The organism is Pseudomonas sp. IT-P44 (assembly GCF_949768225.1).
GTDB classification, from domain to species: Bacteria; Pseudomonadota; Gammaproteobacteria; order Pseudomonadales; family Pseudomonadaceae; genus Aquipseudomonas; species Aquipseudomonas migulae.
On record NZ_CATKQM010000013.1, the window covers coordinates 407,978 to 420,566 of the forward strand.

11 protein-coding genes are annotated in these 12,589 nt (G+C 60.2%); 8 read left to right on the plus strand and 3 right to left on the minus strand.

Features of this window, described 5'->3' with window-relative positions; genetic code table 11:
- Positions 1–25 precede the first annotated feature (25 nt).
- Positions 26–1,255 (minus strand): phosphoglycerate dehydrogenase, encoded by a 1,230-nt coding sequence (gene serA, locus ACM6IO_RS08895; RefSeq protein ID WP_008040764.1) that lies wholly within the window; start codon positions 1,253–1,255, stop codon positions 26–28.
- A gap of 203 nt (positions 1,256–1,458) precedes the next feature.
- On the opposite strand from serA, the gene ACM6IO_RS08900 reads away from it, so the two are divergent.
- The 4 genes from ACM6IO_RS08900 to ACM6IO_RS08915 all read left to right on the plus strand — a co-directional run bounded on the left by ACM6IO_RS08900 (position 1,459) and on the right by ACM6IO_RS08915 (position 5,801).
- A complete protein-coding gene (locus tag ACM6IO_RS08900; protein ID WP_032828611.1) occupies positions 1,459–2,853 on the plus strand; it encodes an FAD-binding oxidoreductase in 1,395 nt (464 codons plus the stop codon).
- A 37-nt stretch (positions 2,854–2,890) separates the two neighbouring features.
- Complete coding sequence (locus ACM6IO_RS08905; protein WP_008026071.1) at positions 2,891–3,556, plus strand: fumarylacetoacetate hydrolase family protein; 666 nt, start codon at positions 2,891–2,893, stop codon at positions 3,554–3,556.
- A 267-nt stretch (positions 3,557–3,823) separates the two neighbouring features.
- Positions 3,824–4,753, plus strand: coding sequence for an SdiA-regulated domain-containing protein (locus ACM6IO_RS08910; protein ID WP_414911296.1), 930 nt, complete (start codon positions 3,824–3,826; stop codon positions 4,751–4,753).
- 130 nt (positions 4,754–4,883) lie between these two features.
- Positions 4,884–5,801, plus strand: a complete 918-nt coding sequence (locus ACM6IO_RS08915; protein WP_192227522.1) for an SdiA-regulated domain-containing protein — start codon at positions 4,884–4,886, stop codon at positions 5,799–5,801.
- Between the two features lie 127 nt (positions 5,802–5,928).
- Here ACM6IO_RS08915 and rpiA read toward each other — a convergent pair whose 3' ends face one another.
- A complete protein-coding gene (rpiA, locus tag ACM6IO_RS08920; RefSeq protein WP_008026076.1) occupies positions 5,929–6,603 on the minus strand; it encodes a ribose-5-phosphate isomerase RpiA in 675 nt (224 codons plus the stop codon).
- A gap of 302 nt (positions 6,604–6,905) precedes the next feature.
- On the opposite strand from rpiA, the gene ilvA reads away from it, so the two are divergent.
- Positions 6,906–8,420 carry a threonine ammonia-lyase, biosynthetic gene (gene ilvA / locus ACM6IO_RS08925; RefSeq protein WP_008026079.1) on the plus strand — a complete coding sequence of 505 codons (1,515 nt, stop codon included), beginning with the start codon at positions 6,906–6,908 and terminating at the stop codon, positions 8,418–8,420.
- A 39-nt stretch (positions 8,421–8,459) separates the two neighbouring features.
- The gene (locus ACM6IO_RS08930) at positions 8,460–8,885 is read left to right on the plus strand and encodes a DUF2269 domain-containing protein (RefSeq protein WP_008026082.1); all 426 of its coding nucleotides are present in this window, start codon (positions 8,460–8,462) and stop codon (positions 8,883–8,885) included.
- Positions 8,886–8,998: 113 nt separating this feature from the next.
- On the opposite strand, the gene ACM6IO_RS08935 is transcribed toward ACM6IO_RS08930, so the two are convergent.
- Complete coding sequence (locus tag ACM6IO_RS08935) at positions 8,999–9,655, minus strand: HAD family hydrolase (RefSeq protein WP_008026084.1); 657 nt, start codon at positions 9,653–9,655, stop codon at positions 8,999–9,001.
- 143 nt (positions 9,656–9,798) lie between these two features.
- Here ACM6IO_RS08935 and ACM6IO_RS08940 point away from each other — a divergent pair, with 143 nt between their 5' ends.
- Entirely contained in the window at positions 9,799–10,278 is a 480-nt protein-coding gene (locus ACM6IO_RS08940; RefSeq protein ID WP_007897732.1) for an RNA pyrophosphohydrolase, read from the plus strand.
- Positions 10,279–10,300: 22 nt separating this feature from the next.
- Positions 10,301–12,580, plus strand: coding sequence for a phosphoenolpyruvate--protein phosphotransferase (ptsP, locus tag ACM6IO_RS08945; protein WP_008026086.1), 2,280 nt, complete (start codon positions 10,301–10,303; stop codon positions 12,578–12,580).
- The last annotated feature ends 9 nt before the right edge of the window (positions 12,581–12,589 follow it).

The following is a 12,589-nucleotide window of genomic DNA, read 5'->3' on the forward strand; positions in this document are numbered from 1 at the left end:
TCCTTTTTTGTCGCTCAAGTCGCTATCAGAACAACACGCGGCTACGGATGGTGCCGTTGACGTGTTGCAGCTTCTGTTGCGCCAGGTCCGAGTACTCGGCGTCTACGTCGATCACCACGTAGCCGACTTTCTCGTTGGTCTGCAGGAACTGACCGGAGATGTTGATGCCGTTTTCGGCGAAGACCTTGTTGATCTCGCTCATCACACCCGGAATGTTCTCGTGGATGTGCAGCAGACGGTGCTTGCCAGGGTGAGCCGGCAGGGCCACTTCCGGGAAGTTCACGGACGATACCGACGTACCGTTGTCGCTGTACTTGACCAGTTTCTCGGCCACTTCCAGACCGATGTTGGCTTGCGCTTCAGCGGTGGAACCACCGATGTGCGGGGTCAGGATCACGTTGTCCAGGCCGCGCAGCGGGCTTTCGAACTCTTCGTCGTTGGAGCGTGGCTCCACCGGGAATACGTCGATGGCCGCGCCGATCAGGTGCTTGTCCTTGATCGCGTCCGCCAGGGCTTGCAGTTCGACCACGGTGCCGCGAGCGGCGTTGATCAGGATGCCGCCCTTCTTGATGGCGCGGATTTCCTGCTCGCCGATCATCCACTGGGTCGCAGCGGTTTCCGGAACGTGCAGGGTCACGATGTCGGACATGCCCAGCAGCTCGTGCAGGTTGCCGACCTGGGTCGCGTTACCCAGAGGCAGCTTGGTCACGGTGTCGTAGAAGTAAACCTGCATGCCCAGGCCTTCAGCCAGGACCGACAGTTGCGTACCGATCGAGCCATAACCGACGATGCCGAGCTTCTTGCCACGGATTTCGAAGGAGTTGGCCGCGCTCTTGATCCAGCCGCCACGGTGGCAGGAAGCGTTCTTCTCAGGGATGCCGCGCAGCAACAGGATCGCTTCGGCCAGCACCAGCTCGGCAACGGAGCGAGTGTTGGAGTACGGAGCGTTGAACACTGCGATGCCGCGCTCGCGGGCAGCGTTCAGGTCAACCTGGTTGGTGCCGATGCAGAAACAACCTACAGCGACGAGCTTCTTCGCGTGATCGAAGATCTCTTCGGTCAGTTGAGTGCGGGAGCGAATGCCGATGAAGTGAGCATCAGCGATCTTTTCCTTCAGCTGGGCTTCCGGCAGAGAACCCGTGAGGTACTCGATGCTGGTGTAGCCCGCCGACTTGAGAACGTCGACAGCCGATTGGTGGACGCCTTCGAGAAGAAGGAACTTGATCTTGCTCTTATCGAGAGAAGTCTTGCTCATCTGCGTAAACCTGTATCCCGGAGAAAAATGGCAGGAAATGGTCAACAGACGCTGACCCCGACGGCACGACAGCCGTCGCCGCAGAACAGCCGTTGGGCACTATCCTGCGGGGTCGGTATGCTAGCATAAGCGCCCCGCAAACACTCATTCCTGCGACGTGAAGCGTTCTCAGGATGACCATGAATTGTTCGAGAGTTCTGTCGATGACCAATCCTGCCCTGATTGATGAACTGAAGACCCTGGTCGAGCCTGGCAAGGTACTGACCGATGCCGACTCCCTGAACGCTTACGGCAAGGATTGGACCAAGCATTTCGCCCCGGCCCCGACCGCCATCGTGTTCCCGAAGACCACCGAGCAGGTCCAGGCCATCGTCTTGTGGGCCAATAAACACAAGGTGGCGCTGGTGCCGTCCGGCGGGCGCACCGGGCTTTCTGCCGCTGCGGTGGCCGCCAATGGCGAAGTGGTCGTGTCCTTCGACTATATGAACCAGATCCTCGACGTGAACCTCACCGACCGCACCGCCGTGTGCCAGCCGGGCGTCGTGACCGAGCATTTGCAGAACGTCGCCGAAGAAAAAGGCCTGTACTACCCGGTGGACTTCGCTTCCGCAGGATCGAGCCAGATTGGCGGCAATATCGGCACCAATGCCGGCGGGATCAAGGTGATTCGCTACGGCATGACCCGTAACTGGGTCGCCGGCATGAAAGTCGTCACCGGCAAGGGTGACGTGCTGGAACTGAACCGCGACCTGATCAAGAACGCCACCGGCTACGACATGCGTCAGCTGTTCATCGGCGCTGAAGGCACCCTCGGTTTTGTGGTCGAAGCGACCATGCGCCTGGACCGGGCGCCGAAAAACCTCACCGCGATGGTGCTTGGCACTGCCGATTTCGACTCGATCATGCCGGTATTGCACGCGTTCCAGAGCAAACTTGACCTGACCGCGTTCGAATTCTTCTCTGACAAAGCCCTGGCCAAGGTCATGGGGCGCGGTGACGTGCCGGCGCCATTTGAAACCGACTGCCCGTTCTACGCGCTGCTGGAATTCGAAGCGACCACTGAAGAAGTGGCCAACCACGCGCTGGAAACCTTCGAGCATTGCGTGGAGCAGGGCTGGGTGCTGGATGGCGTGATGAGCCAGAGCGAAACCCAGCTGCAAAACCTCTGGAAACTGCGCGAATACATTTCCGAAACCATCTCCCACTGGACGCCGTACAAGAACGACATTTCGGTCACTGTGTCGAAAGTCCCGGCGTTCCTTAAGGAAATCGATGCGATCGTCGGCGAACACTATCCGGACTTCGAAATCGTCTGGTTCGGCCACATCGGCGACGGCAACCTGCACTTGAACATCCTCAAGCCGGATGACCTGAGCAAGGACGAGTTTTTCGCCAAGTGCGCGACCGTGAACAAGTGGGTGTTCGAAACCGTCGAGAAGTACAACGGCTCGATTTCCGCCGAACACGGCGTGGGCATGACCAAGCGTGACTACTTGACCTACAGCCGCTCCCCGGTTGAGATCGAGTACATGAAAGCGGTCAAGGCGGTGTTCGATCCGAACGGCATCATGAACCCGGGCAAGATTTTCGCTGTTTGATTTTCGAACTTAAGCGCTACGAACCAGGAGTCGGTCAATGAGCTATCAGCACCAGTATGTCGACGGTACACGCATCCACTTCCCATTGGGCAAAGTGGTTTGCATCGGCCGCAACTATGCCGAACACGCCAAGGAACTGGACAACCCGGTGCCAACGGAGCCCCTGCTGTTTATCAAGCCAGGCAGCTGTGTCGTGCCGCTGGAAGGCGGTTTCAGCATTCCGACCGAGCGCGGTTCAGTGCACTACGAGGCCGAAATCGCGGTGTTGATCGGCAAGCCTTTGTCGACCAAACCAAGCCGTGAAGAAGTCCTTGATGCTATTTCCGGTTTTGCTCCAGCGCTGGACCTGACCCTGCGTGACAAGCAGGCAGAGCTGAAGTCCAAAGGCCTGCCGTGGGAAATCGCCAAGTCCTTCGACGGTGCGGCAGTGATTGCCCCGTTCGTATCCGGCAGCACATTTGCCGACCTGACCGACATCGGCATCCGCCTGACCATCAACGGCGAAGTGCGCCAGGATGGCAACAGCAGCGCGATGCTCAACCCGATCGTGCCAATGATCCAGCACATGGCCGGCTGCTTTTCGCTGCAGGCTGGCGACGTGATCCTGACTGGCACGCCGGTCGGTGTCGGCCCGCTGAATGTGGGTGACGAAATCGTTCTGGAACTGCCAGGCGCAAGCAGCTTCACCAGCAGCGTCCGCTGACACACCGCAAAACCTTGTAGGAGCCGGCTTGCTGGCGATAGCGGTGTAACATCGATAGAGATGTTGAATGTTAGGCCGCCATCGCCAGCAAGCCGGCTCCTACAGGGGATTGTGTTCCGATCTGAAGAAAGCGGCGCTCATGCAGGGCAATCCCGCCATTTCCCGTTTTTTTCACATCTTGTCTGGATAATTCCCGGGCTTCTGGCGTCTGAGCCGGTCCCAATTGTGCTATTACCCTTAGCCTGAATTTCTGGAACGCATCCCCTGATGGCCATCCAATCGCTGCCCACGCTTAAAACTGCCCGTCGCCCGCGCTTTTTCATGCGTTGGTATGCCTGGCTTTTGCTGGTCGCGGCCGCCGCGTATGGCCTCGCCTTTGCCATGCATTGGGATGACCGCGGTGTGCTCTGGGTGCTGGAGCGTTTCGAAAGCCCGGCTGAACGCCAGGAAAGTATCTGGCTCCCGGATTACCGGGCGGTGATCGATGCCAAGTCACTGCCGGGGATGGAAAAGGACGAAGCGTCCGACCTGGCCTACAACCCGCAAACCAAAACCCTGTTCTCGGTGATGGGCAAAAACCCGTTCCTGGTCGAGCTGGACCTGCAGGGTGAAGTGCTGCGCAAAATGCCACTGGTGGGCTGGAGCAACCCGGAAGGTGTGACGGTCATGGGCAACGGTCTGCTGGCCATTGTCGATGAGCGTGAGCATTTGCTGAGCATCGTCAAGGTCGACGCCGATACCCGCGAGCTGAACATCGCCAACTTCCCCAAGTACGACCTCGGTCCGTCGAAAGACCAGAACAAAGCGTTCGAAGCGGTCGTCTGGGATGCGCACAATCAACACATGCTGCTGGGTGAGGAGCGTCCACCAGCGCTGTTCACCTGGAAAAGCGCCGACGGCCTGACACTCACCGGCGACAAGCAGAAGCTGGCCAGTGACGCGCTGGACATCCGCAACCTGTCGGCCTTGGCCATCGACCCGCGTACTGGCCATACGCTGGTGTTGTCCGCCGATTCCCACTTGCTGCTGGAGCTGGACGAGAAGGGCGAGCAGGTCAGTTTCATGACCTTGCTGGGTGGTTTCAATGGCCTGAAGAAGACCATTCCCCGCGCCGAAGGCGTGACCATGGACGAGGCGGGCACGCTGTATATGGTGAGCGAGCCGAACCTGTTCTACCGATTCGAAAAGCAGCGCTGATTCGCGACCTTGATCTGCGAATGTGTAGGAAACACGACGCTCAGTTGTAGGGCCAACCCAACGGCCTTTAAGCTTCAATTCAGACTGCCGTGGTATTTCATCCGCCCGTCCTGATTCCGAGCTTGCCTGAATGCGCCGACTTGCCCGCCCCAAACCCCTGATCCTGATTCTCTCGGTGATCGCGCTGACCGTGCTGGTTGCGTTCGGCCAACACCTGCGTCTGTTTGAGCGGGCCTGGTTCAATCTGCATACGCTTTGGCAGGCAGAAAGCGCCCAGTCGATCGGACTGGATCACTATCAGGTTGTCATTGAGGGCCGGGTCATCGAAGGCCTGGACGACGATGTGTCAGCGCTGACCTTCGATCCGGTCCGCAAAAGCCTGTTCACCGTCACCAATAAAAACTCCGAGCTGATCGAGCTGTCGCTGGAAGGCCAGATCCTTCAGCGCATCGCGCTGGTCGGCTTCGGTGATCCGGAAGCGGTGGAATTCATCAGCGCCGACACTTACGTCATCACCGACGAGCGTCAGCAGCGGCTGATCAAGATTCATCTGGAGAAGGACACGACGTTCCTCGACGCGGCGGATGCCGAGCAGATAACCCTCGGCGTGCACATGAGCAGCAACAAGGGTTTTGAAGGCCTGGCCTACGATTCGGTGGGTAAGCGGCTGTTTGTCGCCAAGGAGCGCGACCCGATGCTGATCTATGAAGTGCAGGGCTTTCCGCATTACAACCCGGAAAAATCCTATGCGGTGCACGTGGTCAACAACCCCAAGCGCGATGCCGGGATGTTTGTGCGAGACCTGTCGAGCCTGCAATACGACGAGCGCAGCGGTCACCTGTTGGCGCTGTCCGACGAGTCGCGACTGATTCTGGAACTGGATGTGGACGGGCGTCCGCTGAGCACCATGTCACTGAACAAGGGGCGTCAGGGGTTGCAGAAGACGGTGCCGCAAGCGGAAGGGATCGCCATGGATGACGACGGCACGATGTACCTGGTGAGCGAGCCGAACCTGTTCTACGTCTTCAAGAAACCAGTGCAACCCTAACTAACACCCCGGAACCAATGTGGGAGCGAGCCTGCTCGCGATGAGGTCGTGTCAGTCGATAGAGATGTTGACTGAAAGACCGCTATCGCGAGCAGGCTCGCTCCCACAGGTTTATCGGCGTGTCTGATTATTGAGCGCGCAGGGTCTTCACGCCTTCGCTGGTGCCCAGCAACAGCAGATCCGCAGGACGCGCCGCGAACAAACCGTTGGTCACCACGCCGACGATCGCATTGATCTGCGTCTCCAGCTCGACCGGGTTGGTGATCTGCATGTTGAACACATCCAGAATGATGTTGCCGTTGTCAGTCAGCACGCCTTCACGGTAAACCGGGTCGCCGCCGAGCTTCACCAGCTCGCGGGCCACGTGGCTGCGGGCCATCGGGATCACTTCGACCGGCAGCGGGAACGCGCCGAGCACCGGCACCAGTTTGCTGCCATCGGCGATGCAGATGAAGGTCTTGGCCACGGCCGCAACGATCTTCTCGCGGGTCAGGGCTGCGCCGCCGCCCTTGATCAGGTTCAGGTGTTCGTCGCTTTCGTCGGCGCCGTCGACGTAGAACTCCAGGTCACTGACGGTATTCAGCTCATACACCGGAATACCGTGGCCCTTGAGGCGTGCGGCGGTGGCTTCGGAACTGGCGACTGCGCCGTCGAAGGCACCTTTGTGTTGCGCCAGTGCGTCGATGAAGCAGTTGGCGGTGGAGCCGGTGCCGACCCCGACGATGCTCTTGTCGTCGAGTTTCGGGAGGATGAAGTCGACGGCGGCCTGGGCTACTGCCTGTTTGAGTTGATCCTGGGTCATGCGGGCTCCGAAGTGCCGAAGAGGGGGAACGAAAGCCCGGCATTATAGGCCCCGGGACGGGGAAGGTCATTGCCCGATTGGCAGACCGCCACCGATCCCTGTAGGAGCGAGGCTTGCCCGCGAAAGCGTTCTTACTGCCAACATTTATTCTGGATGTGCCGGCCTCTTCGCGGGCAAGCCTCGCTCCTACAGGTTCATGATCCCTTCCGGGGAGGGTAAAACCACCTGTTTAGTGTGGTCGCACGCCCGAAAGCCGGGTTAGACTCCTTGGCCCTGCCCAACCCGCTCAGTGATGCTTTCCGATGCTCGAACAGTACGTCAAAAAGATCCTCACCTCGCGCGTTTATGACGTTGCCGTAGAAACCCCATTGCAGACTGCCCGCCAGCTCTCCGAGCGGCTGGGCAACAGTATTTTGCTCAAGCGTGAAGACTTGCAGCCGGTGTTCTCGTTCAAGATTCGCGGGGCCTACAACAAGCTCACGCAGTTGAGCGATGAAGAGCGCGCGCGCGGCGTCGTGACGGCTTCGGCCGGTAATCACGCGCAGGGCCTGGCCCTGGCGGCGAAAGTGCTCGGCGTGAAAGCCACCATCGTCATGCCCAAGACCACCCCGGAAATCAAAGTCGAAGGCGTGCGTTCCCGTGGTGGCAAAGTGGTGCTGCACGGGGATTCGTTCCCGGAAGCCCTGGCTTACTCGCTGAAACTGGTCGACGAAAAAGGCTACGTCTACATTCACCCGTACGACGATCCCCACACCATTGCCGGGCAGGGCACGGTGGCCATGGAGATTCTGCGCCAGCACCCTGGGCGTCTGGATGCGATCTTCGTTCCGGTCGGCGGCGGCGGGCTGATTGCCGGTATCGCGGCGTACGTGAAATACCTGCGCCCGGAAATCAAGATCATCGGCGTCGAGCCGGACGACTCCAATTGCCTGCAAGCTGCCATGGCCGCCGGCGAGCGCGTGGTGCTGCCGACCGTGGGCCTCTTCGCCGACGGCGTCGCGGTCGCTCAGATTGGTCAGTACACGTTCGACATCTGCAAAGACTATGTCGATGAAGTGATCACGGTCAGCACCGACGAGATCTGCGCGGCGATCAAGGATATCTACGACGATACCCGCTCGATCACTGAACCTGCCGGCGCCCTGGGCGTGGCCGGGATCAAGAAATACGTCGAGCAGCACGCTGTCACCGGGCACACCTTTGTGGCCATCGATTCCGGCGCCAACGTCAACTTCGACCGCTTGCGCCATGTGGCTGAACGCGCCGAGCTGGGCGAGGGCCGCGAAGCCATCATCGCCGTGACCATCCCCGAGAAGCCGGGCAGCTTCAAGGCGTTCTGCGAAGCCATCGGCAAGCGCCAGATCACCGAATTCAACTACCGCTACAACACCGGCAGCGAAGCGCACATCTTCGTTGGCGTGCAGACGCACCCGGAAAACGATCCACGCAGCGCGCTGCTTGCCAGCCTGACCGAGCAAGGTTTCCCGGTGCTGGACCTGACCGACAATGAACTGGCCAAGTTGCACATCCGGCACATGGTCGGTGGCCGCGCGGCCCAGGTGGTGGATGAAGTGGTGCTGCGCTTCGAATTTCCGGAGCGACCGGGCGCGCTGTTCAACTTCCTCAGCAAGCTCGGCGGGCGCTGGAACATCTCGATGTTCCACTACCGCAACCACGGCGCAGCGGACGGTCGTGTGGTCGCAGGGCTGCAAGTGCCTCACGAAGAGCGTCATCTGGTGCCGGCGGCGCTGGAAGAAATCGGCTACCCGTACTGGGACGAAAGCGACAATCCGGCCTATCAGCTGTTTCTTGGCTGAGCGGCTACGCTGATGGGCAGGTCATAAGGAAGTCGAACAATGGAAACGTTAACCGCCCTGAAAGTGGCGCACATGGTGGCGACGGTTGTGCTGCTGGTCTGTGCGCTGGGCCTGGGGATCTGGGTCTGGCGAACTCGGCGTAATGGCGACGCGACGGCGGGCAGCCGAACCTTGCAAAGGCCTCGGGTATTCATCTGGCTGTTGATGGGGCTGGCATTGCTGAGCATGCCGTTCACCGGCTGGTGGATGGTGCATCTGGTGGGCTGGCCGTTGGGGCAGACGTGGTTGCTGGCGTCGAGTGTGCTTTACACCGTTGCGGCGTTGGCGTGGTTCTGGTTGTTGGTGCGGCTTAACAAGTTGCGCAAGGCGCCGGCGGGGAACGGCAAGTTTACCTTCGCCCTGGCGTTGTTCAGCTTCGTCTGCTTTATCGCCATTGCCGGGTTGATGGGTGCCAAGCCTGTTTAACGCTTGAAACCGAGTTGACCCCTTCGCGGGCGAGCCTCGCTCCTACGGGATTTGCGTCATTTTCATAATTGACGCATGACCTGTAGGAGCGAGGCTTGCCCGCGAAGGCGATTTCAGTCACGCAACGAAATCACCGGCCAGCCACGCTTCTCGGCCTCGGCGCGCAAATTCGGGTCCGGATCAACCGCTACCGGATTCGCCACCTGTTCCAGCAACGGAAAATCATTCATCGAGTCGCTGTAGAAGTAACTGTCTTCCAGCGAATGCCCGCTTTCTTCCAGCCAACGATTAAGCCGCGTCACCTTGCCTTCGCGGAAGCACGGCACGTCGGTGCTGCGCCCGGTGTAGCGGCCATCGACCATCTCGCACTCGGTGGCGATCAGGGTTTCAACGCCCAGGCGCTCGGCGATGGGACCTGTGACGAAGCGGTTGGTCGCGGTGATGATCACCAGTTTGTCGCCGGCATCGCGGTGCTTCTTCAGCAGCTCAAGTCCCTTGGGCAGCACGATCGGTTCGATGCAGTCGCGCATGTAATCGCTGTGCCACTGATCCAGCGTGGCCATTTCGGTGCGGCCGAGTACTTCCAGGCAAAAGTTCAGGTAGGCGGCGTTATCCAGCTTGCCGGCCAGGTAATCCTGATAGAACTCGTCGTTGCGTGTCTTGTAGGCGACGGCGTCGAGGAAGCCGCGTTCGCACAGGTAATCACCCCAGGCGTGGTCACTGTCGCCGCCCAAAAGGGTGTTGTCCAAGTCGAATAAAGCCAGGCGCATTGCAGTTACTCGCTGAAAAGTCTGTAGAAAGGCGCCCAGAATACGGACTTTTCACAAGAGTGCACATAAGGTTGGCCGGCTCGTTGCTGCCTTCACAACCTTTGTGGAACAATGCGGCGACATGCGTTTGCGAGGTTGTTGCCGTGATCGACCCCGATGGTTTCCGCCCCAATGTCGGGATCATTCTCACGAATGATGCCGGACAGGTGCTATGGGCTCGCCGTATCAATCAAGATGCCTGGCAGTTTCCACAGGGTGGTATCAACCCCCAGGAGACGCCGGAAGACGCCTTGTACCGCGAGTTGAACGAAGAAGTGGGTCTGGAGCGTGAAGATGTTGAAATTCTCGCCTGCACCCGGGGCTGGTTGCGCTATCGTTTGCCGCAACGTCTGGTCCGTACCCACAGCCAACCGCTGTGCATCGGCCAGAAACAGAAATGGTTTCTCCTGCGCCTGATCTCCAACGAGCAGCGGGTGCGGATGGATTTGACCGGTAAACCGGAATTCGATGGCTGGCGCTGGGTCAGTTATTGGTATCCGTTGGGCCAGGTGGTGACATTCAAGCGCGAGGTGTATCGACGCGCTCTCAAAGAGCTTGCCCCGCGCCTTTTAGCGCGCGACTGACGACGGAGTTCGACCCCGAGCCATGCTCAATACGCTGCGCAAGATCGTCCAGGAAGTTAACTCCGCCAAGGATCTCAAGGCGGCGTTGGGGATTATTGTGTTGCGCGTCAAAGAGGCCATGGGCAGCCAGGTCTGCTCGGTCTACCTGCTTGACCCCGAGACCAACCGCTTCGTGCTGATGGCGACCGAGGGCTTGAACAAGCGCTCGATCGGCAAAGTCAGCATGGCACCCAACGAAGGTCTGGTCGGCCTGGTCGGCACGCGTGAAGAACCCCTGAATCTCGAAAACGCCGCGGATCACCCGCGCTACCGCTACTTCGCCGAGACCGGTGAAGAGCGCTACGCCTCATTCCTCGGGGCACCGATCATCCACCACCGCCGCGTTGTCGGCGTGTTGGTCATTCAGCAGAAAGAACGCCGCCAGTTCGATGAAGGTGAAGAAGCCTTCCTCGTGACCATGAGCGCGCAACTCGCCGGGGTTATCGCCCACGCCGAGGCCACCGGTTCGATCCGAGGCCTGGGCCGTCAGGGCAAAGGCATCCAGGAAGCCAAGTTCATCGGCGTGCCGGGTTCGCCGGGTGCGGCGGTCGGTACGGCGGTGGTCATGCTGCCACCGGCTGATCTGGACGTGGTGCCGGACAAGACCATCAGCGACATCGACGCCGAACTGGCGTTGTTCAAGACCGCCATCGAAGGCGTGCGCGCCGACATGCGTGCGTTGTCGGCCAAACTGGCCTCGCAGTTGCGCCCCGAAGAGCGCGCCCTGTTCGACGTCTACCTGATGATGCTCGCCGACGAGGCGCTCGGCAGCGAAGTGACCACGGTGATCAAGACCGGTCAGTGGGCCCAGGGCGCGCTGCGCCAGGTGGTCACTGAGCACGTCAACCGTTTCGAATTGATGGACGATGCCTACCTGCGTGAGCGCGCATCGGACGTCAAGGACCTTGGTCGCCGTCTGCTCGCCTACTTGCAGGAAGAGCGTCAGCAGAACCTGGTCTACCCGGAAAAAACCATTCTGGTCAGCGAAGAACTGACGCCGGCGATGCTCGGCGAGGTGCCGGAAGGCACGCTGGTCGGTCTGGTTTCGGTCCTCGGTTCAGGTAACTCCCACGTCGCGATCCTCGCCCGGGCGATGGGCATCCCGACGGTGATGGGTCTGGTCGACCTGCCTTATGCCAAGGTCGACGGCATCGAATTGATCGTCGACGGCAACCGCGGCGAGGTCTACACCAACCCCAGCGATGTGCTGCGCAAGCAGTTCGCCGAGGTGGTGGAAGAAGAGAAACAACTGGCGCTCGGTCTCGATTCCCTGCGCGACCTGCCGTGCGTGACCCTCGACGGTCACCGCATGCCGCTGTGGGTCAACACCGGCCTGCTGGCGGACGTGGCGCGGGCGCAAAAGCGCGGCGCCGAAGGTGTCGGTCTGTACCGAACCGAAGTGCCGTTCATGATCAACCAGCGCTTCCCGAGCGAAAAAGAGCAGCTGGCGATCTATCGCGAGCAACTCGCCGCGTTCCACCCGCAACCGGTGACCATGCGCAGCCTGGACATCGGCGGCGACAAGTCGCTGTCGTACTTCCCGATCAAGGAAGACAACCCGTTCCTCGGCTGGCGCGGCATTCGCGTCACCCTCGACCACCCGGAAATCTTCCTGGTGCAGACCCGCGCCATGCTCAAGGCCAGCGAAGGCTTGAACAACCTGCGGATTCTGCTGCCGATGATCTCCGGCACCCATGAACTGGAAGAAGCCTTGCACCTGATTCACCGGGCGTGGGGCGAAGTCCGCGACGAAGGCACCGACGTGCCGATGCCGCCGATTGGCGTGATGATCGAGATTCCGGCGGCGGTGTATCAGACCAAGGAACTGGCGCGGCAAGTGGACTTCCTGTCGGTCGGTTCCAACGACCTGACCCAGTACCTGCTGGCCGTTGACCGCAACAACCCGCGAGTGGCCGACCTCTACGACTACTTGCACCCGGCGGTGCTACAGGCGTTGCAGACCGTGGTGCGTGACGCCCATGCCGAAGGCAAGCCTGTGAGCATCTGCGGCGAGATGGCGGGGGATCCGGCGGCGGCGGTGCTGCTGATGGCGATGGGCTTCGACAGTTTGTCGATGAACGCCACCAACCTGCCGAAGGTGAAGTGGATGCTGCGTCAGATCAACCTGAGCAAGGCCAAGGAATTGCTCGCGGAGCTGATGACCATCGACAACCCGCAAGTTATCCACAGCTCGCTGCAACTGGCGCTGAAGAATCTTGGGTTGGCGAAGATGGTCAGCCCAGCAGCGGTCAAAGCTCTCTAAAGGCTGCTG